Origin of the sequence: Zoogloea sp. (assembly GCF_028689785.1) — a bacterium.
In the GTDB taxonomy this organism is placed as follows: Bacteria; Pseudomonadota; Gammaproteobacteria; order Burkholderiales; family Rhodocyclaceae; genus Zoogloea.
Window position 1 is genome coordinate 1 of the sequence record NZ_JAQVCN010000057.1, and the last position, 23,460, is coordinate 23,460.

Annotated in this window: 16 protein-coding genes; 9 read left to right on the forward strand and 7 right to left on the reverse strand. The window is 66.5% G+C overall.

Translation table 11 applies throughout. The features are described from left to right. Positions 1–364 precede the first annotated feature (364 nt). Both PHI64_RS18735 and fusA read left to right on the forward strand, forming a co-directional pair. Positions 365–2,092 (forward strand): SulP family inorganic anion transporter, encoded by a 1,728-nt coding sequence (locus tag PHI64_RS18735; protein ID WP_299886143.1) that lies wholly within the window; start codon positions 365–367, stop codon positions 2,090–2,092. 104 nt (positions 2,093–2,196) lie between these two features. Further along, positions 2,197–4,248, forward strand: coding sequence for an elongation factor G (gene fusA, locus PHI64_RS18740; RefSeq protein WP_299886145.1), 2,052 nt, complete (start codon positions 2,197–2,199; stop codon positions 4,246–4,248). An 84-nt stretch (positions 4,249–4,332) separates the two neighbouring features. On the opposite strand, the gene PHI64_RS18745 is transcribed toward fusA, so the two are convergent. Continuing rightward, on the reverse strand, positions 4,333–5,172 hold the full coding sequence (locus PHI64_RS18745) for a tetratricopeptide repeat protein (RefSeq protein ID WP_299886148.1): 840 nt from the start codon (positions 5,170–5,172) through the stop codon (positions 4,333–4,335). Between the two features lie 122 nt (positions 5,173–5,294). On the opposite strand from PHI64_RS18745, the gene PHI64_RS18750 reads away from it, so the two are divergent. After that, the gene (locus PHI64_RS18750) at positions 5,295–5,873 is read left to right on the forward strand and encodes a hypothetical protein (RefSeq protein WP_299886151.1); all 579 of its coding nucleotides are present in this window, start codon (positions 5,295–5,297) and stop codon (positions 5,871–5,873) included. A 5-nt stretch (positions 5,874–5,878) separates the two neighbouring features. On the opposite strand, the gene PHI64_RS18755 is transcribed toward PHI64_RS18750, so the two are convergent. From PHI64_RS18755 to crcB, 3 genes are all read right to left on the reverse strand, one after another. Further along, entirely contained in the window at positions 5,879–6,292 is a 414-nt protein-coding gene (locus PHI64_RS18755; RefSeq protein ID WP_299886154.1) for a hypothetical protein, read from the reverse strand. Between the two features lie 63 nt (positions 6,293–6,355). Continuing rightward, on the reverse strand, positions 6,356–10,435 hold the full coding sequence (hrpA, locus tag PHI64_RS18760) for an ATP-dependent RNA helicase HrpA (protein WP_299886157.1): 4,080 nt from the start codon (positions 10,433–10,435) through the stop codon (positions 6,356–6,358). Between the two features lie 50 nt (positions 10,436–10,485). Next, entirely contained in the window at positions 10,486–10,890 is a 405-nt protein-coding gene (crcB, locus tag PHI64_RS18765; RefSeq protein WP_299886161.1) for a fluoride efflux transporter CrcB, read from the reverse strand. A gap of 168 nt (positions 10,891–11,058) precedes the next feature. Here crcB and PHI64_RS18770 point away from each other — a divergent pair, with 168 nt between their 5' ends. From PHI64_RS18770 to PHI64_RS18795, 6 genes are all read left to right on the forward strand, one after another. Then, complete coding sequence (locus PHI64_RS18770; protein WP_299886164.1) at positions 11,059–12,606, forward strand: response regulator; 1,548 nt, start codon at positions 11,059–11,061, stop codon at positions 12,604–12,606. After that, the gene (locus PHI64_RS18775) at positions 12,603–12,917 is read left to right on the forward strand and encodes a hypothetical protein (protein ID WP_299886167.1); all 315 of its coding nucleotides are present in this window, start codon (positions 12,603–12,605) and stop codon (positions 12,915–12,917) included. Before PHI64_RS18770 ends, PHI64_RS18775 begins: the two co-directional genes overlap by 4 nt. Further along, positions 12,914–13,759, forward strand: a complete 846-nt coding sequence (locus PHI64_RS18780; RefSeq protein WP_299886171.1) for an HDOD domain-containing protein — start codon at positions 12,914–12,916, stop codon at positions 13,757–13,759. The genes PHI64_RS18775 and PHI64_RS18780 overlap by 4 nt, the downstream gene beginning before the upstream one ends. 3 nt (positions 13,760–13,762) lie before the next feature. After that, on the forward strand, positions 13,763–15,562 hold the full coding sequence (locus PHI64_RS18785; protein ID WP_299886174.1) for a PAS domain S-box protein: 1,800 nt from the start codon (positions 13,763–13,765) through the stop codon (positions 15,560–15,562). Between the two features lie 8 nt (positions 15,563–15,570). Next, positions 15,571–16,866, forward strand: coding sequence for an HD domain-containing phosphohydrolase (locus PHI64_RS18790; RefSeq protein ID WP_299886177.1), 1,296 nt, complete (start codon positions 15,571–15,573; stop codon positions 16,864–16,866). A 184-nt stretch (positions 16,867–17,050) separates the two neighbouring features. Further along, positions 17,051–17,968 carry a fatty acid desaturase family protein gene (locus PHI64_RS18795; RefSeq protein WP_299886181.1) on the forward strand — a complete coding sequence of 306 codons (918 nt, stop codon included), beginning with the start codon at positions 17,051–17,053 and terminating at the stop codon, positions 17,966–17,968. 22 nt (positions 17,969–17,990) lie between these two features. On the opposite strand, the gene PHI64_RS18800 is transcribed toward PHI64_RS18795, so the two are convergent. Genes PHI64_RS18800 through PHI64_RS18810 form a run of 3 tightly spaced genes read right to left on the reverse strand, consistent with a single transcriptional unit; the run spans position 17,991 to position 23,457 of the window. Further along, positions 17,991–20,138 (reverse strand): EAL domain-containing protein, encoded by a 2,148-nt coding sequence (locus PHI64_RS18800; RefSeq protein WP_299886184.1) that lies wholly within the window; start codon positions 20,136–20,138, stop codon positions 17,991–17,993. Further along, positions 20,135–22,909, reverse strand: a complete 2,775-nt coding sequence (locus PHI64_RS18805; RefSeq protein ID WP_299886187.1) for a response regulator — start codon at positions 22,907–22,909, stop codon at positions 20,135–20,137. The genes PHI64_RS18800 and PHI64_RS18805 overlap by 4 nt, the downstream gene beginning before the upstream one ends. Beyond that, positions 22,906–23,457: a YfiR family protein gene (locus tag PHI64_RS18810; RefSeq protein ID WP_299886190.1), complete on the reverse strand. Its 552-nt coding sequence runs from the start codon at positions 23,455–23,457 to the stop codon at positions 22,906–22,908. The genes PHI64_RS18805 and PHI64_RS18810 overlap by 4 nt, the downstream gene beginning before the upstream one ends. Between the last annotated feature and the right edge of the window lie 3 nt (positions 23,458–23,460).

Sequence of the window (23,460 nt, forward strand, 5' to 3'; positions counted from 1 at the left end):
GGAGGTGAGGGAGTCGGAAGTCACCGGAATGGACCGATCATGTTGAGGGATTGCAATGGGGCCTGAGAAACCGAGCCCCCATTCGGCAGCAAGACCATCGCAGCCAAACAGCTTATCGACCCCTGAGCCTGAGACTTTAGGGAGGCTCCGATTTAATCCACTTCCCTTCAGGCGCATCACCTCCAATCGAAAGGCTACGGGACACGATCAGGCTACGCGTTGCCGGCTCGGAATGAGTCGATCCAATCGGCGCGAGCCCCGATCGCTCACCGCTTGTCTGTGATAAGCCACACACCTTCATCCCCCACCCAGCCGCGCTACACTGCCCCCTCGACGCCAGCCCCTGGAGCGCCCCTTCCTTACCATGCCGCCCGCCCTCAGCCGCTATCTGCCCTTCCTCGCCTGGCGCCACCAGCTCGACGCCGGCACTCTGCGCGCCGATCTGCTGGCCGGCTTCACGGTGGCCCTGGTGGCCATCCCCCAGGCCCTCGCCTACGCCCAGCTCGCCGGCCTGCCCTCCTACGTCGGCCTTTACGCCTCCCTGCTGCCTTGCATTGTCGGCGCTCTGTTCGGCTCCTCGGCCCAGCTCAACACCGGGCCAGTGGCCCTGACCAGCCTGCTCACCGCCACCAGCCTGGCGCCCCTGGCCCTGCCGGGCTCCGAGACCTACCTCGTGCTCGCGGTACAGCTGGCCCTGCTGGCCGGCATCCTGCAGGTGGCCTTCGGCATGCTGCGCCTGGCCCATTTCTCAGATCTGCTGTCCCACCCGGTACTCCACGGTTTCATCAACGCCTGCTCCCTGCTGATCTGCGCCGCCCAGCTGCCCACCCTGCTCGGGCTGCCCACCTTCGGCCAGCGCCCTTTCGCCGAGGCCGTGATAGACCTTGCCCGTGCCCTGCCCGACATCCACCTGCCCTCCGCCGCCCTGGGGCTGGCCGCCATCGGCCTGCTGGTGGCCCTGCGCCGCCTGCTGCCACGCTGGCCGGGGGTACTCATCGTGGTGGCCGGGCTGAGCGTGGTGGCCGGGCTGACGGGTTTTGAAGCGGATGGCGGGCGTGTCGTCGGCACCCTGCCCGCCGAAACCCTGGCCTTTGCCCTGCCCCGGGCCAACTGGGGCCAGACGGTGGACCTCCTCCCCTCAGCCTTCGTGCTGGCCCTGGTCAGCTTCCTGGAGGCCATGTCGAGCTGCAAGGTAGCCTCGGCACGCACCGGCCAGCGCTGGGACGGCAACCAGGAACTCATCGGCCAGGGGCTGGCCAAGCTCACCGCCTCGGTGTGCCAGGCCTACCCGGTCAGCGGCTCTTTCGGGCGCTCGGCCTTCCTGCTGGCCAGCGGCGCCCGCAGCGGCCTGGCCTCGGTGGTCGGCGCCCTGATGGTGCTGGCCGCCCTGCTGAGCATGCCCGAGCTGATCGCACGCATCCCCCTGCCTGTGCTGGCCGCTGTGATCCTCGTCACCCTGGCCACCCTGCTCTCCCCCGCCCAACTGCGGGAAGCCTGGCGCACCAGCCGCGACGACGGCCTGGCCGGCACCATCAGCTTCGTCGCCACCCTGGCCTTCGCTCCGCACATCGAGATCGGCATTCTGGCCGGCCTGATCCTGTCTCTGGCCCTGCTGATCTACCGCAGCATGAAGCCCCGGGTTGCCGTGCTCGGGCGTCACCCGGACGGCACCTGGCGCGACGCCGCCCGCTTCAACCTACCCCCGCCCCACCCGGAACTCACCATCCTGCGCTTTGACGGCCCCCTGCACTTCGTCAATGCCGCCACCTTCGAGGACGCGGTGCTCGCCGTCGGCCGCGACCACCCCCGGCTGAAGGTGCTGCTGCTGTCCTGCGCCGGGATCAACGACATGGACGCCAGCGGCATCGACACCCTGCGCCGCATCCACCGCCAGCTCACTGACAACGGGCGCTGCCTGGCCTGCTGCGGCCTCAAGAAACAGGTCATCGACGTGATGGAGCGCACCGGACTTTGGAGCGAACTGGCGCCCCACGCCGCCTACCGCACCGAAGACCATGCCCTGCAGCACCTGCTGCCCACCTTGTCTGGCCCGCCCGCTCCGGCCCCCCAACGCCAGGGATTCACCTGGTGACAGCGCTTTGTTGACCTGAGTCGTTGTCGTGCCCCCTGCAGAGGCAGATACTTTTGTCCATCTGCGCATCCAGTCTTCAGAACACTAACGACAAGGGAGCAAGCATGACACCCACCTCGGTCCGCGACATCCGCAACCTCAGCCTTCTCGGCCAGTCCGGCAGCGGCAAGACGACGCTGCTGGAGAAGCTGCTGGCCACCGCCGGCGCCATCGGCACACCCGGTTCGGTCGAGAAGGGCGACACGGTCAGCGACTACGCCCCCCAGGAAAAAGCCTTCGGGCACTCCCTCAACAGCGCCCTCGCCCACCTGGAATGGGCCGAGCACTGGGTGAACATCCTCGACACCCCGGGCCTGCCCGACTTCCTCGGCCGTGCCCTGGCCACCCTGCCGGCGGTGGAAACCGCGGTGGTGGTCATCAACGCCGCCGCCGGCATCGAAACCCTGACCCGCAAGGTCATGGAACTCTCCGCCGACAAATGCCGGATGATCGTCGTCAATCGCATCGACGCCCCGGCCGTGGACTTCGGCGCCCTGATGGAGCGCATCAGCGCCAGCTTCGGCAAGGAATGCCTGCCCATCAACCTGCCCACCGCGGGGGGCGCCAGCGTCATCGACTGCTTCCTCCAGCCCGACTACGACGCCGTAACGGCTTTCTCCAGCGTGCGCGAGGCCCACGACCGTATCGTCGACCAGGTGGTCGAGGTGGATGAGGCGTTGATGGCGCTTTACCTCGAACAGGGCGAATCCCTGCAGCCGGCACAGCTCCACGACCCCTTCGAGATCGCCCTGCGCGAGGGCCACCTGATCCCCGTGTGCTTCACCTCGGCCCGCACGGGCGCCGGCATCCGCGAGCTTCTGGACATCCTGGGCCGCCTGCTGCCCGACCCCACCGAGGGCAACCCGCCCCGCTTCCTGAAGGGCGAAGGCCCGGCCGCCGAAGCCATCGAGGCCACCACCGACGCCGACAAGCACGTCATCGCCCACGTTTTCCAGGTGAGCAATGACCCCTTCCGCGGCAAGCTCGGCCTGTTCCGCATCCACCAGGGCACAGTCACGCCCAACACCCAGCTGTTCATCGGTGACGCCCGCAAGCCCTTCAAGGTCAGCCACCTGCTGCGCGTCCAGGGCAAGACCCAGACCGAGATCGACATCGGCATCCCCGGCGACATCTGCGCCGTGGCCCGGGTGGACGACATCCACCGGGACGCCGTTCTCCACGACTCCCACGACGAGGACCACTTCCACCTGGTGGCGCCGCGCTATCCCCAGGCTGTCTTCGGCCTGGCCCTCGCCGCAGAAAAGCACGGTGACGAGCAGAAGCTCTCCGAAGCCCTGCACCGCCTGCTGGATGAAGACCCGTGCCTGTCCGTCGAGCACAACCTCCAGGCCAAGGAAACCGTGATCCGCGGCCTTGGCGAGGTGCACCTCAAGTCGGTGCTCGACACCCTCAAGACCCGCTGGAACCTCACCCTCGGCACCAAACCGCCGGCCATCCCCTACCGGGAGACCATCGCCGGCAGCGCCGAAGCCCGCTACCGCCACAAGAAGCAAAGCGGCGGCGCCGGCCAGTTCGGCGAAGTGGCCCTGCGCGTCGAAGCCCTGGAACGGGGCGCCGGGCTGGAGCTGGCCGACGAGGTGAAGGGCGGCACCATCCCCTACAACTTCATGCCCGCGGTGGAAAAGGGCGTGCGTCAGGCCATCGCCGAGGGCGTGATGGCCGGCTTCCCGCTACAGGATCTGAAGGTGACGGTGTTCGACGGCAAGCACCACGCGGTGGACTCCAACGAAATTTCCTTCATCACCGCCTCCCGCCACGCCCTGCAGGAGGCCGTCCAGGGCGCCCGGCCGGTGGTGCTGGAGCCGCTCATCACCCTGACGGTGCGAGTTGCCGACGAGCACTTCGGCGGCATCAGCGCCGAACTCTCCGGCCGCCGCGGCCGTGTCACCGGCACCGACAGCCCGCAGCCCGGGTGGACGGAGATCACCAGCCAGGTGCCCATGGCCGAGATGGAAGGCTTCGAATCCCGCCTCAAGTCCATCAGTGGCGGCGACGGCAGCTGCAGCATCGCCTTCAGCCACTACGAACCGGCACCCAACGAGGTCCAGCAACGCCTCGCCCGAGAACACGTGGGCAAGCGGGGGGGCGAGCAGTAAAGGCTGAGGGCCAGAAGCCCTGCGGGGTCAAACTCAGGCTGCCGTGGGCTGCGGCAGCCTGGTACGCCCCGTTACCCGGCCTGCCTAGTTCAGATACATCGATAGCTGACGCCGGGCGCTCATCACGGCCTTCGCATCCGGGCACAGGCCGAACCACTCCACCAGAGTATCCCGCGCCTTGCCCCGGGCTTCCGCCCGGTCACGCAGCACGACGTCCAGCAACTGATCGAAGGCGGCGGCCCACTCTCCCCGCCCGGCCCTTGCCGCTGCCAGGGCGAAGCGGGCATCAAAATCCTTCGCGTCGGCGCGGATGCGGGCTTCCAGGGCAGGCTCGTCCACCGTCGGCGCATTCTCCATGAGATCAAGGCGGGCCTTCAGGCTGCGCCAGGCGTCGTCCCGCTCCTGCGGGTCGACGGTTTCCAGGCCGGCCGCCGCGTCCTCCACCAGATCGGCGTCCAGCAGGGCCTGCACCAACTCCAGGACTATGGTGGTGCGCCCCCCGGAGAGGCTTGCCGCCTGCTGCAGAAGCTCGGCCCGCTGCAGGGGATCGGCAATACCCGCGGCGCTCAGGCGCAGGCGCTCGGCCTCGTCCGGCAGATGACGGTCCAGGAAGGCTCGTACCTGGCCTTCCGGCAAGGCCCCCGCAAACTCGTCCACCACCTCGCCATTGACGAACAGCTTGACGGCCGGAATGCTGCGTACCGCGTAGCGGGCGGCCACCGCCTGGGCTTCATCGGAATTGATCTTGGCCAGCACGAAGCGACCACCGTACTCGACGGCCAGCTTCTCAAGGAGTGGTTTGAGAGTGCGGCAAGGCCCGCACCACGGCGCCCAGAAATCCACCAGCACCGGCACCCGGCGGGACAGGGCAAGGACTGCCGTATCGAACTCTGACTCACTGACGTCCAGGGAAAAATCACGCATGGGAACTTGAACAGGAGTGGACAATGGTGCATAGGATCAGGGGTGAAGCACGAAGGTTCAAGCCCTTCTCCTGAAATGCGCGCCGGCCGGCGCGGACAACACAGCCTGCCATGGAGCACGCCATGCCCCTCTTCATCCGCCTCCTGCTGACACTGGTCGCACTGGCCTCGTCCCCCGGCCTGCAGGCCGGAGACCCACCGCGCCCCTTCTCCCGCATCCAGGCCTGGGCCGGCACCAGCCTGCTGGCCGAAGCGCACGGCAACAGCGCGGTGACGGCCTACGAGTACGATCTGGATGCCCCGGCTGCCGTCAGCCATATCGTGGTGAAGCCGACGCGGGGCGTCAGCGGCCCCTTCAGCATCGAGGCCCGGGCCGTAACGGTGATGCGTTGTGACTACGAAGGCCCCCACCTGGAGCTCGATAGCTGGAAGCAGGGCCTCTCCGCCCCTCGCCCGCTGCGCCGCCAGGGTCAGCGCTTCTTGGTGGACGCCGGCATCCTGAGCATGCCAATGCCGGCCTTTCCCCACTACACCTCCCGCGAACTACGCCGGGCAATCCGCGACGCCTATGGAGAGACAGGCTTGGCCAGCACGGATGAAACGCAGACCTGCGCCCCCTTCCTTCGCGGCCATCGCTTCACGGTGCGCCACCAGGGCGCAGTGGTGCATACGCTGCTGATCTACCAGCCCGGAGGCTGCTGAAGCGCTCAGGTGCCCACCGGCCGGGCACCCGACAGGGCCAGCCAGCCACGCACGACGCGATACCCCACCCACAGCCCGAGCACAGGGATCATCAGCCAGGCTGCCACCGGGATGCCGATGATGGTCAGCATCACCAGGCCGGACAGCACCAGCCACAGCAGGGTGAACCAGAAGGTGCGGATCTGCCAGCTGAAGTGGCTGTCGAGCCAGGTGCCGCGCACCGCGCCACGCTTGATGTAGTTGAGGATCACCGCCAGCAGGGACGGCAGGCCGAACACAAAGCCACCAGCCACAGTGGCCGCCGACGATGTCACCCCCACCACCACGGCAAAGGCGTGCAGGAGGTAGATCACGTGGGTGAAGCGCACCAGCGAGGGACTGACCCCGCGCAGGTCTGGTACGGGAAGGGCTTCATTCATGGGGCATGACTCCGTTGAACAGGGGACCAGGCGCGTACCGGCGTGGCACGCGCTACCGTCACTTTACCGCGGCCGGCTGTCCCAGATCTTCTGCAGGCGTTTCACCGACACCGGCATGGGTGTCTTCAGTTCCTGGGCAAACAAGCCCACCCGCAACTCCTCCAGCATCCAGCGGAAGTCCTCCAGCTGCGGATCAGTGACACCCGCCTTGGCCTTGGCCAGCCATTCGCGCTCAAAGGGCTGGGCCAGGCTCTTCCAGTCGGCCATCAGCTGGGCATCCCGGGCCGGGCTGGTGCGCAGCTTGTCGATCCGCACCGTCACCCCCTTGAGGTAGCGGGGGATCTGGGCGATGCGCTCGTAAGGGAGGGCCACCAGGAAATTCTTCGGCATCAGCCTGGACACCTGGGCGTTGATGTCCGCCACCACGTCGGGGAAGGTCTTCAAGCCGGCGACGCGCTTGGTCATGGTGGCATGCTCGGCGATCAGCTGGCCGCTAAGGCGCATCAGCTCCTGGGCCACCAGAGTGATCCGTGGCTTGGCCTCCTGGCAGCGCCGGGCAAAGCTGTCGGCGTCACCGGGCAGCGGCTCCAGCAGGCAGCAGCGCTCCAGGGTCGCAGTGACCAGTTGGGCCTTGAGCTCGGCCTCGGAACCGTAGTTGATGAACTGCAGGGCCAGGTCGCGGATGCCCGGCAGCTTCTCGATGGCCTTCACCTGGGCCGACAGCTCCAGCGCAAACAGGCGGGCCAGGCCGCCCCGATGCACCCGGGCGGCCTCCTCCGGCGTGTCATAGGGGCGCAGGGAAACGCTGCTGCCGTCATCGTGCAGGGCGGGGAAGCCGACAATGTCGCGACCGGCCACCTTCACCTCCAGCAACTCGGGGAGGGCCCCGAAAGTCCACCCGGTGAAGCCGGCCAGGGCTTTGTCGCTGGCAGGTGCCGCGGCGGCGGCGGCCTGCTTTCCTTCCGGTGCGGGCCCCTTCCTGGGCGTCGGGGCCTCCGCCGCCGGCACGATGCGGGCGCTCTGGAAGCGCGCCGCCACCTGGTCCCGGTACTTGGTCCGCAGCTCCGCCAGGTTGCGGGACTGGCCAATGATGCGGCCGTGCTCGTCCTGTACCCGGAAATTCATGAAACAGTGGGGGTTGAGGTTCTCCGGGCGGAAACTCTCCATGGGCAGTTTCAGGGACACCCGCTCTTCCACGAAGCGCTGAAGCATCTTGATCAGCGGCTCGTCGGTGTCGAAATCACCGCCATCGAAGCGCTCCATGAAGGCACCGGCACTCTCCGCCATGGGTTGCAGGCGGTGGCGGTGTTTCTGGGGCACGGTCTTCAGCAGGGCCATCACCTTCTCTTCCAGCAGACCGGGCACCAGCCATTCACAGCGGTTGGCCGGCACCTGGTTGAGCATGGCCAGGGGCACTGTCAGGGTCACGCCATCATCGGATTCGCCCGGCGCGTGCAGGTAGGTGAGCTTGAGCTTCTGCCCGAGCACCTCCAGACTGGACGGAAACCGATCGGTGGTGATGCCCTCCGCGTCGTGGCGCATGAGCTGGTCGCGGGTGAGCTGCAGCGCCTTGGGGGCCTTCTTTTCAGTGTTTTTGCGCCAGGCCTCGAAGCTGGCCAGATCAAGTACATCGGGGGGCAGCTTGGCGTCGTAGAAGGCGTAGATGAGCTCCTCGTCCACCAGCACGTCGGGGCGCCGGGACTTATGCTCCAGGCGTTCGATCTCGGCCACCAGGCGCCGGTTGTGGGCAAGGAAGGCCATGCCCCGGGCCGGGCCTTCGGCGATCTCGCCCTGCACCAGGCCTTCGCGGATGAACAGCTCACGGCACAGGGCCGGGTCGATCTCCCTGTAGCTCACCCCGCGCCGCGGGTACACGGTAAGGCCGTACAGGGTGCCGCGCTCCCAGGCCCGGACGGCACCGCTGGCCTTGGACCAGTGGGGTTCGGAAACCTGGCGCTTGAGCAGGTGCTCGCCCACCTCCTCCAGCCATTCAGGCTCGATGCGCGCCAGGCAGCGGGCAAACAGGCGCGAGGTATCCACCAGCTCGGCGCCCATGATCCACTTGCCGGCCTTCTTGGCGATGGCCGAACCCGGGTGTGGCCAGAACTTGATGCCGCGGGCACCCAGGTAGCTGCCGGCGGCCGGCCCCGAGGCGTCCTCGATCTTGCAGCCCACGTGACCCATCAGGCCAGTGAGCAGGGCCTTGTGGATGGCTTCATAGCTGGCCGGCTGATCGTTCTCCTTCCAGCCGTGCTCGGCGCACAGGGTGTGCAGCTGGTTGTACACGTCGCGCCACTCGCGCAGGCGCAGCCAGGACAGGAAGTGAGTCTTGCACCAGGCCTTCTGCTTGCTGGAGGTCTCGTGGCGCTGGACCTCCTCCCAGGCTTTCCAGAGGTTCCAGAACCACAGGAACTCGGACTTCTGCTCGTGCTCGGCGCCGCGAAAACGCGCGTGGGCCTGGTCGGCAGCGGCCTGGCGCTCGGGCGGGCGCTCACGGACGTCCTGGGTGGACAGGGCCGCGGCGATCACCAGCACCTCGGCCAGGCTGCCCCGGTCGCGGGCGGCAAGGATCATGCGACCGATCTTCGGGTCCAGGGGCAGCTTGGCCAGCTCGCGGCCGATGGGGGTGAGGTTCATCACCGCCGCCCCCTCCACCTCCTCCACGGCCCCCAGCTCGGCCAGCAGCTGGTAGCCGTCGGCCACCATGCGCGGCAGGGGCGCGTCGATGAAGGGGAAGTCGGCCACCTCGCCAAGCTTGAGGGACTTCATGCGCAGGATCACCCCGGCCAGGGACGAGCGCAGGATCTCGGGGTCGGTATGGGCTGGCCGCTTGTTGAAATCCTCCTCGTCGTAAAGGCGGAAGCACACGCCATCACTGACCCGGCCGCAGCGCCCAGCCCGCTGACGGGCCGCCGACTGGGCGATTTTCTCGATCTGCAGTTGCTCCACCTTGTTGCGGTGGCTGTATCTCTTGAGCCGCGCCAGGCCGGTATCCACCACATAACGGATGCCTGGAACGGTGAGGGACGTTTCCGCCACGTTGGTGGCCAGCACCACCCGACGCCCCTTCGACGGAGCGAAGACGCGGGCCTGGTCCTGGGCGGACTGGCGGGCGAACAGGGGCAGCACCTCGGTGCCGGCGGCGTGATGGGCCTTGCGCAGAGCCTCGGCGGCCTCGCGGATCTCCCGCTCGCCGGGCAGAAACACCAGCACGTCACCGGGGCCGCTGCGATGGGCTTCGTCCACGGCGTCCACCAGGGCGTCGTAGAGGTCGCGGTCCGGGGCACGGCTGTCCTGGCGCGGCGCGGGTTCGCCGGGGCGCACGGGCTTGGGTTCGTCCCGCTCCACTGGTCGGTAGCGCATCTCGATGGGGTAGAGCCGGCCCGAGACCTCGATCACCGGCGCCGGCGTGTCGCCTTTGCCGAAGTGGCGGGCAAAGCGCTCGGCGTCGAGGGTGGCCGACGTGACGATCAGCTTCATGTCCGGCCGCTTGGCGAGCAGCTGGCGCAGGTAGCCGAGCAGAAAGTCGATGTTCAGGCTGCGCTCGTGGGCTTCGTCTATGATCAAAGTGTCATAGGCCGAGAGCAGCGGATCACCCTGGGTTTCGGCGAGCAGGATGCCATCGGTCATGAGCTTGATGTAGCTCTGGGGCCCGATACGGTCGGTAAAGCGGATCTTGTAGCCCACCGTGCTGCCCAGCTCGCTCTTGAGCTCCTGGGCGATGCGGCTGGCGGTGGCCCGGGCGGCGATCCGCCGGGGCTGGGTGTGACCGATCAGGCCGGCCACGCCTCGGCCCAGCTCAAGGCAGATCTTGGGCAGCTGGGTGGTCTTGCCGGAGCCGGTTTCGCCACACACGATGACCACCTGGTGCTTGCGGATGGCCTCGGCGATCTCGTCCTTGCGCTGATTGACCGGCAGGTCGGGCGGAAAATCCGGCTTGGGCAGGCCCTGGGCCCGGGCGATCAGGCGGGCCGCCGAATCGGCGATGCGCAGGCGCAGGGGCTCCGGCAGCTCGGCCAGGCTGCGCGGGCGCCTGGGCAGGCGGCGCAGATCGCGGCGCAGGGCCGGGCGGTCGGCCGACAGGCACTGTTCGAGCAGGGAATAGGGATCTTGCAGGTCTTGCCTGTGTTGCGGAGAGGCCATCGGGATTGCAGAGAACGCAGAAAATCGATCGAAAACGCGGATCGGTGGATTCAGGAGCGCAGGCTGTGCACGGTCCACATGCCCAGTGCGGTCATCGACAGGGAGCCGAGCAGGTGCAGCGCCGCTGCGCCGGCCGCCCAGGCATAGCGGGCGGTATCGATCAGGTGCACCACCTCAGCCGAAAACGACGAGAAGGTGGTGAGCCCACCGAGAAAACCGGTCACCACAAACAGGCGCAGCTCGGGGGGCAGCTCGGGGCGGAAGGCAAAGAAGGCCACAGCCACCCCCACCAGGTAGCCACCGAGCAGGTTGGCGGCCAGGGTGCCGAGGGGCATCTGCGCCAGCACCGGGTTGAGCCGCAAGCCCAGCCACCAGCGCAGCCAGGCACCGAAGGCTGCTCCGAAACCAATCGCAACGACGGAAAGGAAAGGGAAATGAGGGGCATGGGTGGGCATGGGCCGGATTTTACTCTGCCCGGGCCCGGACTGCCCGCAACGTCCGAGAATCGGGCCGAACGTGATGGATTCCCTCAAGCCGCCAGCATCAGGGCCGATATCCGCTGCGTGCTTCCGCAACCGGCCGTGCCCGCCCCGAGCTTTCGACGGCCTCAGCCTGGAGATTCGATGTCCCGCCTCGACCACCCTGCCCAAGCCACGCCGCAGCTTCTCTTCCAGCCGCGTTTCGACGGCCGCAGCGGCATGCTCGTCGGCGCCAAACTGTACCTGGCCAGGCCCGGAAGCCCGGACAAGATGGTCATCCAGCATGCGGATCCGGATGATCTCCAGCCCCTGCAGGCCGCTTGCCGGCTGGTCAGCGGATGGAACGCCACCCACCGGCAACGCATCGTCCTGACCATCGGGGCGAAGCTGGAAGTGCTGTGCGCCCCGGCGTTTTCCCACACCCTGAACTCGGTGCTGCTCGAATCCCGGCTGGAGCCCGACTGCCTGGCGCTCAACATCATCACCGAGCATGGCGAGGTGACCGACACCGCCGCCGCCGCCCTGAGCCACCTGAAGGCCTGTGGTGTGCGCTTCACCATCAGCGCAGCCAGCCAGGCTAACGCCCTGCTGGCCTGGGCCGGCCGGCTGCCGGTGGACTGCATCGAGGTGCCGGCGGAACTGGTGCAGGATGTGAGCACCGACCCGGAGGGCGTCGCCGTCGTACGGGCATTGGTCAGCCGGGCCCACCGGATGAACCTGTCAGTCAGCGCCAAAGGTATCCATAGCGCTCAGGTGGCCTCGGTGATGCAGGCATGCGGCTGTGATTACCTCCAGGGCCCCCTGCTCGGCCAACCCCTGACGCCCGAAGACTTCGAACACGGCATGATCCATGACATGCGCCTGGACAGCAGCCTGCTACGGGGCCCCACCGCCGAGCGCACCCTTCTTCTGGTCGACGACGAGGAGAACATCCTGTCATCCCTGCGCCGCCTGCTGCGCCGCGACGGCTATACCATCCTTACCGCCACCAGTGGCCAGCTGGGGCTTGAGGCGCTGGCCACCCACCGGGTGGACGTGATCGTCTCCGACCAACGCATGCCCGGCATGACAGGGGTCGAGTTTCTGCACAAGGCCAAAGACATGTACCCGGACACGGTGCGCCTGGTGCTGTCGGGTTACACCGACCTGCAATCGGTCACCGATGCGATCAACGAAGGCGCCATTTACAAATTTCTGACTAAGCCCTGGGATGACGCGATGCTACGGGCCAACATCGAGGAAGCCTTTCGTCGCAAAGCCCTTTCGGACGACAACCAGCGTCTGGCTGCCGGGCTGCAGCATGCCAATCGGGAACTGGAACGCATCAACGAACGCCTCACCAATGTGCTTGCAGACCAGGAGCGCCGCCTGGGGATGGATGAAGCCGCCCTCAACCTGACCCAGGAGGCCCTGGCGGTGATGCCCCTGCCGGTGCTGGGTGTCGATCCGGGGGGGATGATCGCCTTTGCCAACCGCGCCGCCGAGAAGCTCTTTGCCGAGCAGGCCCCCTTGCTCGGTCTCGGTGCGGAGGAGGTGCTGCCCGAAACCCTTCTTCCGCTGGTCCGGGCCAGCACCGGCCAGGCCGATCTGCACTGCGGCAGCCGCCTGTTCAGGGTCGAGGCCCACCCCCTAGGCAGCCCGTTGGCAAACCGCGGCTGCCTGCTCACTTTCAGCCACTCCACCCCCCCATGAATACGGCCCTGGTGCAGCCTCTCGAACAGACGCAGCCGGGTGCCGTACTCGCCGCCCCGGTGACCGACTCCGCTGGCACGGTGCTCCTGCCCGCGGGCCTCAGCCTTACCGCGGCCCACCTGGAAAGCCTGCAGCGGCGGGGCATCGGCATGCTGACCATCTGCCCGCAGGAGGATCCCGAGGCCGTCGCCCGCCAACACGAGAAGATCCGCGCGCGGGTCATGTACCTGTTCCGCCACACCGCCGACGAGGCAGGCTCCCAGGCCCTGCTCCACGCGGTGCTGGCCTTCCGCCAGGCATCTGGAAGATGAAACCGCCAAGCCTCGACGAGATGATCGGCCAAGTGCAGAAGCTGCCCTCGATGCCGACGGTAGCGATCGAGGTGCTACGGTCCATGGCCGGCGCCGACATTGACATCGACACTCTGGCCCGGCAGATCACCCAGGATCAGGTCATTACCGCCCGGGTGCTGCGGGTCGCCAACTCGCCCTTCTACGGGCTGCAATCACGGGTCGGGTCGATCCACGACGCCATCGTGGTGGTGGGCCTATCTGCCATCCGCTCGCTGGTGCTGGCCGCATCGGTGATGTCCGGCCTACCGGCCATCCGCTGCCCGGGCTTCAGCCAGCACCGCTTCTGGCGGCACGTGCTGGGCACCGCGGTCGCTGCCCAGGCACTGGCGCGCCCCCTGAAACGCCCCCCGGAGGCACTGTTTCTCGCCGGTCTCCTCCATGACATCGGGCGCCTGGCCATGCTGGTGCTCTACCCCACGGACTTCACCACCGTGCTGGGCATCGCAGCAGCCAGGGACTGCCGCCTTGAAGACGCCGAGCGCAGCCACTTCGGCTACGACCACAGCGAAGTGGGCGCCGCCCTGGCCCAGCGCTGGAACTTCCCCGCCGACATCGTCGACGCCCTGGCCTGGCATCATCGACCGGCCCTGGGCCTGCCCGGTGGCCTGGCCGGCATCATCCACTACGCCGACGCCATCGCCCACGCCCTGGATCTGGACCAGGACGGCGATCAACCCGGCCAGATGCCCAGTCTGGACCAGGACGCGGTGAGCGCTCTGGGGCTTGACTGGGAAAGCCTGAACGCCGTGCTGGCCGAAACGCAGGCACGCTTCGACAGCTACGAACCCCTGCTTGGATAGGCCATGTCCCACCTACCCTCTCCCTACCCCCTGTCCGGCACCCTGTTTCCCCTCGCCGAATGCCTCAGCTCGGGGCTGCTGCTGCACCGGGGCGGCAAGGTTCTGTATGCCAACCGGGCCATGTCCCGGCTAAGCGGCTTCAGCCCCAACGAACTGATCGAAAAGGATTTCTGGGCCTTCTACCCGCCCGGAGTGAACGACACCATCCGCGAGCGCGGTCTCGCCCGACTTACCGGCGAACACCCGGTAGCCCGCTACGAGACGCTGCTGATCACCCGCTCCGGTGACGAGCGCTGGGTAGAGCTGTCCGTCTCCGACGAAAGCCTCCAGGGCCAGCGCACCATCGTCTGCAACTTCATTGATGTAACCGAGCGCAAGCGCGCCGAGGCGGCCCAAAAGCAGGCCCAGCAATTGCTGACCCAGATCATCGATGCCGACCCGGTGCCGACCCTGGTGATCAACGCCCGGCACGTGGTCACCCACTGGAACCACGCCTGCGAACAGGTCATCGGGCTACCCGCCAGTGAGCTCGTCGGCACCTGTAATCAATGGTCTGCCTTCTATCCCAGCCAGCGGCCAATCATGGCCGACCTGATCGTGTCGGGGCAGATAGAAGACATGCTTGAGTTCTATGGCAGCAAGAAACTGCGGCGCTCACCACTGATCGACGGCGCCTACGAGGCCGAGGACTTCTTCCCTCAGATGGGCGAGAAGGGCCGCTGGCTGTACTTCACCGCCACCCCCCTGCGCAATGCCCTGGGTGAAATCATCGGCGCCATCGAAACCTTGCAAGACATCACTGAACGCAAGACAGCCGAGACCGAGCTGCTGCGCATGCACGCCGACCTGGAGGCCAAAGTGGCCCGTCGTACCGAGCAGCTGCAACAGGCCAAGGCCAACCTGGAGCAGGATATCGCCCGCAGGGAACAGGCCGAAGCGGAGCTCCTCAAGCGCTATGCCGAACTCACCGAGCTCAACTGTCGCCTGCAGGACACCCGGCAACAGCTCGTCCAGTCCGAAAAAATGGCCTCCATCGGCCAGCTCGCTGCCGGGGTGGCCCATGAGATCAACAACCCCATCGGCTACGTCAACTCCAACATCCGCAGTCTGAAGGGCTACGTGGAACAGCTTCTCAGCGTGGTGGGCTGCTACGAGAGCAGCGAGGTCGCCCTACCCCCGGACGAGCAGGCCCGCATCCAGGCCGCCCGGAAAGCGGCCGATTTCGACTATCTGCGCGACGACATCCACCAGTTGCTCAGCGAATCCGAGGAGGGCACCAACCGGGTCCGCCAGATCGTCCAGGACCTGCGCGACTTCTCCCGGGCCGAAACGACCCAGGACTGGCAAGCCGCCGACCTCCACCACGGCCTCGACAGCACCCTCAACATCGCCAGCAACGAAATCAAGTACCGGGCCGACGTTATCCGGCATTATGGCTCGCTCCCCCTTGTGGAATGCCTGCCTTCCCAGCTCAACCAGGTCTTCATGAACCTCTTTGTCAATGCGGCCCAGGCCATGCCCGACGGAGAACGCGGCACCATCACCGTACGCACCGGCGTCCAGGGCGAGGACGTGTGGATCGAGGTGGCCGACAACGGCCAAGGCATCCCCCTGGAGATCATGGACAAGATCTTCGACCCCTTCTTCACCACCAAACCCATCGGCAAAGGGACCGGCCTCGGCCTCTCCCTGTCCTATGGCATCGTGCAAAACCACCGCGGCAACATCAGTGTTAGCAGCACGCCCGGTGCGGGTACCACCTTCCGCATCACCCTGCCCGTCCACCACGACGCGTCTGTCTGAGCCCAAGCATGAATACATCCACCGAGAACACCAGCTTCACCCTCCTGTGCGTAGACGATGAAGCCAACATCCTGTCATCCCTGCGACGCCTGTTCCGCCCCCATGGCTACACCGTGCTGGTGGCCGGCGGCGGCGTCGAAGGCCTTGAGATCCTCGACCGGGAACACGTGGACCTGATCATCTCCGACATGCGCATGCCGGGCATGGACGGAGCCACCTTCCTGGCCGAAGCCCGCCAGCGCCATCCGGACACCGTGCGTCTGCTCCTCACCGGCTATGCCGACATGGAATCCACCATCGCAGCCATCAATGCCGGCCAGATCGCCCGCTACATCTCCAAGCCCTGGAACGATCAGGATGTGGTGCTGACCGTGCGCGAGGCGCTCGAACGCAAGGCCCTGGAGCGTGAGAAAACCCGTCTGGAAAAGCTCACCTCCGCCCAAAACGAGGAACTGAAGGCACTCAACGCCAGCCTCGAAGAGAAGGTCGAAGCCCGCACCAGCGAGCTGAAAGTGGCCCACGAGAAGCTCAAACAGAACTTCCTGACCTCCATCCGGGTGTTCTCCAACCTGATCGAGCTTCGCGAAGGCGTGATCTCCGGCCACTCCCGACGGGTCGCCGACCTGGCCCGCAAAATCGCCCTCAAGCTCAACTTCCCGGCCTCCGACGCCCAGGATGTGATGCTGGCGGGCCTACTCCACGACGTGGGCAAGATCGGCCTGCCCGACGAACTGCTGTCCAAGCCGGTATCCCACATGAGTGGGGACGAACTCGGCCTGCTACGCAAGCACCCGGTCACCGGCCAAGCCGCCCTGATGGGCCTGGAAAACCTGCGCAAGGCGGGCACCTTTATCCGCGGTCACCACGAACGCTGGGACGGCCAGGGCTACCCGGACCGTCTCTCTGGCCTGGCGATTCCCTATGGCGCCCGGGTGTTGGCCGTGGCCAACGATTTCGACGCCCTGCAGATCGGCACTTTGTCGCCACGCAAGCTGAAGCAGGACGAGGCAGTCGCCTTCATCCAGCAGAACCGGGGAAAACGCTACTGCCCGCAGGTCGTGGACGCACTGGTCGATGTGCTTGGCGCCGCGGAGACCGTCGCCAGCAGCAGCAATGAACTGACCCCATCCTCCCTCAAACCGGGCATGGTGCTGGCGCGAGACCTGGTCACCCGTGACGGGGTGATGCTACTGGCCGCCGACTTTGTGCTCGATGAGGGTCTGATCCGCCAACTGCGCGAACTCGAAGCGTCGGAGGGCAACCGCCTGTCCATCGCCATCCGCCCGGAACGTCGCCCGGCCTGAGCTGCGGGCCCAGCACGACCACCCGACAAGCCGCAGAAGCTTGACGGGCGGTCACCTTAGCCATACCAACGCAGGCCCTATTATCCATATCAATTAGCTGAACGAAGCCGCTCGGGGCGGCTGCTGGGGTATGATCGGGCGCGCCACACAGCTCCCATAATCAATATCTCCCCAAGCAGACAGCATGCCCAGCCACGACGCAAGAGACCTGAACCTGAGCATCGGCAAGGAAGCGCTGAAACCACTTTACGAGGTGAAGCCCGCCCGGGTGCTGACAGCCTACATGTTCGAGTGGATGCTCATCCTCGGCACCATTGCGCTGGCCAACCGGTATTTCTCCGTCTGGACCTACATTCCGGCGGTCCTCCTGATCGGCTCACGCATGCACGCCCTGGCGGTAGTGATGCACGACGTCGCCCACTTCCGCTTTCTGAACAACCGCAAGCTGTCCGACTTCATAACCGACGTGCTGGTGTGCTTTCCGATGCTGATTCATGTGGATGGCTACCGCCGCAATCACGTCAGCCATCACCAGCATCTCAACACCGGCGACGATCCGGACTGGGTGGCCAAGGAAGGCCGCCCGGCCTTTTCCCGCCCCCAGACCCGCGGGCAGTTTCTGGGGCGGCTGCTCCTCTACCTCATTGGCTACCAAGGACCTGCCGACCTGCGCTGGATGGCACGGCGCATCGGCAAGGACAAGAAGGGACGCGCCGAGCAACTGCAGATGCAGGCTTTCTACGCATTGCTGTTCGTAGCGCTGACGGTGCTGGGGCTATGGACGCAGTACCTGCTGTTCTGGGTTGTCCCCTTCCTCACGTCCTTCATGATGTTCCAGTACATCCGCAGCTTTGCTGAGCACTTCGGCGACCTGAAATACGGCAACCTGCTGACGGCCACGCGCACGGTGAAGCCCTTCCTGATCGAGCGCGTACTGATCGCACCCTACAACATCAGCTATCATCTGGAACACCACCTCTACCCGGCGGTACCGTTCTACAACCTGCCCGCCCTGCACAGCTTGCTGATGACCGACCCGGTCTTTCGGGAGCAGGCGCACGTCACTCGGGGCTATTTCCGCGGGCTCCTGCAAGAACTCTGAACGCCGCCGGCGCCGCCCCCACCTAAAGGCCCGCCGGCAGGGGGCTAAGCCCCTGGGGCATGCGAATGCCGTTGCGCAGGGCCTGGGCCAACATCTTGGCCGACATGGGCCGGGCAAAGAGATAACCCTGGATGAGGTGACAGCCCCGCTGATGCAGGGCCGATAGCTGGGAGACCGTCTCAACGCCCTCGGCCACCACTTCCAGCCCCAGACTGTGGGCCAGCCCGATCACCGCTTCGACGATGGCAATACCCTGGCCGTCGTCCAGCTCATTAACGAAAGAGCGGTCAATCTTGAGGGTATCCACGGCCAGCCGGCGCAGATAAGCCAGGGACGAATACCCCGTACCGAAGTCGTCCACCGCCACCCGCACCCCCATCTCGCGCAGCTGGGCCAGGATGTTTGTGGCGTAATCCAGATCACGCATCAGCACCGTCTCGGTGAGCTCGAACTCGATGCGCGAGGCAGGCACGCCGGCCCGCTCCAGCTCGCTCCGGACCGTGGGGATCAACTGGGCGTCCATGAAGTTGATGCCGGAGAGATTGACGCTGATGCGGAAATCGGTGGGCAGGCTTGAGCCCCACTCGGCAATGTCGGCGCACACCCGCTCAAACACCGCACGACTGAGGGGCACGATCATGCCGGTCTCTTCGGCCAGGGAAATGAACTCGGGGGGCGGCACCGGCCCGCGCCCCATGTGCGGCCAGCGCACCAGGGCCTCGGCCTTGACGATGGTGCCGGTGGCTGCATCGACGATGGGCTGATACACCACCCGCAGTTCATCATCACCAATGGCCCGGCGCAGCTCGCCTTCAAGGGTGAAGCGCAAGAAGGCCGCCACCTTCATCTCTTCGGAAAACAACGCAACCGGCTCACCATTGGTACGCTTGGCGCGGTTGAGCGCCGTCTCGGCCGCCTTCAGCAGCGCGTCGGCGTCACCCGCATGGTCGGGCATCACAGCCAGGCCGATGCGCGCCGACAGGGTGATGTCCTGCCCCGGCACGTGGATGGGTGCCCGCACCACCCGCAGCAGCTGATGGGCGACCGCCAGCATTTCGTCCAGGTCGCCCACGTCGGGCGTCAGGACCCCGAACTCGTCCGCCGCCAGACGGGCCACCTTGAAGCTCGGCAGAGCGCCACCGCCCGCCGGCTCGGCAGGGGCCCGGTCGCCCATGCTCTCGCGCAGACGGTGGCCGATGACCTGCAGCACCTGGTCACCACGCTCGGGCCCGAGGCTGTCGTTGATACGAGCAAAGCGGTCGATATCCACCACCATCACCGCACACCGGCTGTCATTGCGTAGGCAGCGCACGGCAGCCCCCAGTAGGTTTTCGCGGAAGAACTCCCGGTTGGGCAGACCGGTAAGATGATCGAAATAGGCCAGCTGGCGGATGCGCCGCTGGGCGTCTACCTGGTCGGTGATGTCCTGGGCGCTGCCTTCCATGACCAGGCCGGCGGTCTCGTCGGGATCGCCAGGCTCCACGGTCTCCAACACCGTGCGCACACTGCCGTCGGGCCACACCACCCGATAGGTCAGCTGAAAGCCGATGCCCCGGCGGGCACCATCGAGGGCCCCCGCCACCAAGGGCCGGTCGGGTACATAGACATGCTCCAGCACCGCCTCCATGTGCTCACCGAAGTCGCTGGCCGGCTGGCCGAACAGCCGGTAGTACTGATCCGAGCGCTGCACACGGTTTTCCTGAACGAACCACTCCCAGCTACCCAGGCGGGCGATACGCTGGGCATTGGAGAGACTCTCCTTATTACGAGTCAGCTCCTTCATGACCTGGGCCGAACGCAGCACATAGCGGATGCGGAAACGCAGCAGGGTCCAGTTGATCGGCTTGGAGATGAAGTCGGTAGCCCCCACGTCGAACGCACGTTGCACCGAATCACCATCATCCAGCCCGGTGAGCATGATGATCGGGACCAAGGCTCCACCCGGCCGGGCGCGTAGCTGCTGGCACACCTCGAAGCCACTCAGGCCAGGCATCATCACGTCGAGCAGCACGAGATCGGGCAGCGCCGAATCGAACAGGCTCAGGGCCTGCACCCCGTCTTCAGCCTCCAGGGTGACGAGCCCACCCTCGCGCAGGGCCTCGGAGGCCATCAGGCGGGTCAGGGGGTCATCGTCCACTACCAGGACGCGGGCACTTTCACTTACCGTCATCGTTCCATCGGGCTTTCCGCCCGGTCCAGTAACTCCACACCGACCAGTTTCTCCCGAAGGAGAACCTGCTTGCAGGCCATCCAGGCCTCGGCAATGGCATCCACATCCGCGCCGGTCGGGGTTCCGCCGGCCTTGATCCGTTCATCCAGGCTGCGTGCCCGGCTGGCAAGCCACACTGCACCGACGGCCAGGCAGCCGGACTTCATCTTGTGGGCCAGCGCCCGCACCGCTTCGGCATCGCCGGCCGCGACCCCACTCCGGATGGCCACCAGATTGCGTTCAGTCTCCCCGACAAAAAGCGGCAGCAGGCGCTGCAGCATGGGAGAGGCGCGGTTGCCATTGACGCCCGGCAGGGACATCAGCAGATCCACATCCATGGCAGTTTCCGCACCAGGGGGGCGCGACAGCGCAGTAGCCCCCGCGACGCGGGGCACCACCCCATCGGGATCGGACGGCAAGGCCTCCCGCAACCAGCGGCTCAGCACCGCCCACAGCTGCTCCCGGGAGACAGGCTTGACCAGGTAATCGTCCATGCCGGCAGCCAGGCAGGCGTCCCGGTCTTCCTTGAGGGCATTGGCAGTAAGGGCCACGATCGGCATGCGCCCCCAGTCAGCCTCTGCCTCGTGGGCGCGGATACCGAGGGTCGCCTGCCGGCCGTCCATCTCGGGCATCTGGATGTCCATCAGAACCAGATCGAAGCGCCCGGCGCAGCACAGATCGAGGGCCTGCCGACCATTCTCGGCAACGGAGACACGGCAACCGAGGGATTCCAGCACAGCGGTAACAACTTCACGATTCACCGGGTGATCCTCCACCACCAGCACATGCGCAGCCAGCACCTGGGGCTGGCGTACCTGGGGCGGCGCAGTCGAGGCCAGCTCACTGACCAGAAAACGTCGGATCTCCACCCCGGTGATCGGGCGGGCCAACACGATACCCGCACCAGCGGCACGGGCATCGTCAGCCCCATCACGCCCCGCACCGACCACAGCGGCGAGAGGGGGGCAGCCACTGCGACCCCGCAGGCTGCCCAGCAGCGCCAAACCGCCACCACCATCAAAGGCAGCATCCACCACCACCCAGTCGAAGCCGGTACCGACTGCCAGCATCTCGTCCACCGCCGGGGGGTCAAAGGCCAGCTCGCTGCGGCAACCGAAGAAGGCCAACTGCTCGGAGAGCTCATCACGCAGCAGCGGATCTGCAATGGCCAACAGGGCTGCGCGACCGGTCAGGGGCTGCTCGGCCACGTCCTTGTGCCCATCCACAGCGAGTTCGAATTCGACCCAGAAACAGGACCCCAGCCCCGGCTCTGTGACATAGCCGATCTCGCCACCCATCAGCTCGACCAGCTGCTTGGCGATGGACAGGCCCAGTCCGGTTCCACCAAAGCGCCGGGCCATGGAATTGTCAGCCTGGGAAAAGGAATGAAAGAGCCGCGCGTTCGCTCCCCGCGGCACGCCAATGCCCGTGTCACGCACCTCGGCACGCAGGCGCATGTAGCCGGCTTTCAGGCAGGCAACGCGGTCAATGCGAATGGCGATCTCGCCCTTTTCGGTGAACTTCTGGGCATTCGAGACCAGATTGTTGAGCACCTGGCGCACGCGCAGGGCATCACCCACAGCCGATTCGGGGACGCGCCTATCCACGTACAGGCGCAACAGCAACCCACGCTCGTGGGCCGAGGTGGCAAACAGGGCCGCCACCTGGTCCACGGTGTCCCGGAGAGAGAACGGCCGGCTCTCGAGGTCGAGGCGGCCCGCCTCGATTTTCGACACGTCGAGCACGTCGTTGATGATTTCCATGAGTGCACAGGCTGAGTTGTCGAGCATATCAACAAAGTGCCCCTGCCGCTCCACCAGCGGCGTCTGCCGCAGCAGGCCGATCATGCCCATGACGCCGTTCATCGGGGTGCGGATCTCGTGGCTCATGTTGGCCAAAAACTGGGATTTGGCCCAGCTCGCCGCCTCTGCCTGCTCCTTGGCCGCCTGGAGCTCGGCGGTCCGTGCCGCGACCTGGGAGGCCAGGTGCTCCCGGTGCAGGATCAGCTCCCGGTCTCGGGCCGCAATCTCGCCCAGCATGTTGTTGAAACCTGCGATCAGCTCCCCGACCTCGTCCCCATAGCCGGCCGGAGCCCGCAGGTCGTAGCGCTTGTGAACGCCCACCTCCCGCACCACCTGGGCCAGCTGCTGCAGGGGATCGACGATCATGCCTCGCACACGCCGGATGAACAGCCCAGCCGCCAGCAGGGCCACCAACAGGCCAAGCAGCGCAAAGCCGATCCACAGGGTAATCCGGTGGACGATGGCATCGAGGTTGAACTCGATGACCAGCTCGCCCAGCTCCTCGCCATCACTGCGCAGGGGCTGGGTCACCACGAGCTTCAGCTGATCCCAGTGAAGCGGGCTGGAGGCCGCCATGGCCTGCAGGGCGGCCAGCCTTTCGGGGTTGTCCTTCAGGGCCGGGGGATAGGCCGAGAACACCGATCCATCGGGCCGTACGAGCGCCGCCGCGGCAACACGCTCGTGGTAACGCAAGGAGGCCAGCAGGGCCCCGGCCACCTGGGCGTCATCGAAGCGGAGCGGCGAAATGGCGCTGTCGGCGACGATCTCGGAGAGAACCCGGGCATCCTCGTCGGCGCGGCGCAGCTCGGTGCGCACCTCGATGATGAAGATCGTCAGCAGAGCCACACCCAGGGCGATCAGCACACTGAGGCTCACCAGAATGCCCAGCTTGGCGCCAATGGGCCGGTTGCGCAGGGAGATCATGATCATCGTGACACCCGCTCCATGCCAAGCACCTGACGCCCCAGGCGGAGCAGCTGGGAGCTGGCCCGAAGGCCGTCCCGCACCAGGGAGGCCTGGTTGATGTCGAAGCGCACCCGGTTCTCCTCGGTCACCAGGCCGATACCGCCCCCAGCCTCCGCAAAGCCCTCGATGTCGCTGACCGTCAACACCCCCCTGCCGGCCAGGCCGCGCAAAATCAGCCCCATGCGCCGCTCTTCCGAGCCCGAGACGAAGACCAGATGGCAATCCTGGGCCTGCTCAAGGTTGTCCACCTCACGCAGGCGCACCTCGCGCCCCTGCACCTGCCGACCGTCCAACCCCTCCAGCCCGCCCCCGAAGGGGTCGCGGCCGAGGATGCACAGGCGCAGCACGCCCCCCACGGGCAGGCGTCCAGACGGCCACTCCACATAGCGGGCAAAGTTGATCAGGTAGGCCGCCTTGATCTGGTACTCACCGGGTGGCGGGGCCGCCATGCCGGCCGAGCCCACCAGCCCGAAGGCCAGCAGCAAGAGAAGCCTGCAAAGGTGGCGGATCACCTG

Bases quoted from the DNA above. Each gene is read 5' to 3' on its own strand.
- PHI64_RS18800 (WP_299886184.1), bottom strand. From the start codon at position 20,138: ATGACGGTAAGTGAAAGTGCCCGCGTCCTGGTAGTGGACGATGACCCC.
- PHI64_RS18735 (WP_299886143.1), top strand. From the start codon at position 365: ATGCCGCCCGCCCTCAGCCGCTATCTGCCCTTCCTCGCCTGGCGCCAC.
- crcB (WP_299886161.1), bottom strand. From the start codon at position 10,890: ATGCCCACCCATGCCCCTCATTTCCCTTTCCTTTCCGTCGTTGCGATT.
- PHI64_RS18805 (WP_299886187.1), bottom strand. From the start codon at position 22,909: ATGATCATGATCTCCCTGCGCAACCGGCCCATTGGCGCCAAGCTGGGC.
- fusA (WP_299886145.1), top strand. From the start codon at position 2,197: ATGACACCCACCTCGGTCCGCGACATCCGCAACCTCAGCCTTCTCGGC.
- PHI64_RS18785 (WP_299886174.1), top strand. From the start codon at position 13,763: ATGTCCCACCTACCCTCTCCCTACCCCCTGTCCGGCACCCTGTTTCCC.
- PHI64_RS18745 (WP_299886148.1), bottom strand. From the start codon at position 5,172: ATGCGTGATTTTTCCCTGGACGTCAGTGAGTCAGAGTTCGATACGGCA.
- PHI64_RS18770 (WP_299886164.1), top strand. From the start codon at position 11,059: ATGTCCCGCCTCGACCACCCTGCCCAAGCCACGCCGCAGCTTCTCTTC.
- PHI64_RS18790 (WP_299886177.1), top strand. From the start codon at position 15,571: ATGAATACATCCACCGAGAACACCAGCTTCACCCTCCTGTGCGTAGAC.
- PHI64_RS18780 (WP_299886171.1), top strand. From the start codon at position 12,914: ATGAAACCGCCAAGCCTCGACGAGATGATCGGCCAAGTGCAGAAGCTG.
- PHI64_RS18750 (WP_299886151.1), top strand. From the start codon at position 5,295: ATGCCCCTCTTCATCCGCCTCCTGCTGACACTGGTCGCACTGGCCTCG.
- PHI64_RS18775 (WP_299886167.1), top strand. From the start codon at position 12,603: ATGAATACGGCCCTGGTGCAGCCTCTCGAACAGACGCAGCCGGGTGCC.
- PHI64_RS18755 (WP_299886154.1), bottom strand. From the start codon at position 6,292: ATGAATGAAGCCCTTCCCGTACCAGACCTGCGCGGGGTCAGTCCCTCG.
- PHI64_RS18795 (WP_299886181.1), top strand. From the start codon at position 17,051: ATGCCCAGCCACGACGCAAGAGACCTGAACCTGAGCATCGGCAAGGAA.
- hrpA (WP_299886157.1), bottom strand. From the start codon at position 10,435: ATGGCCTCTCCGCAACACAGGCAAGACCTGCAAGATCCCTATTCCCTG.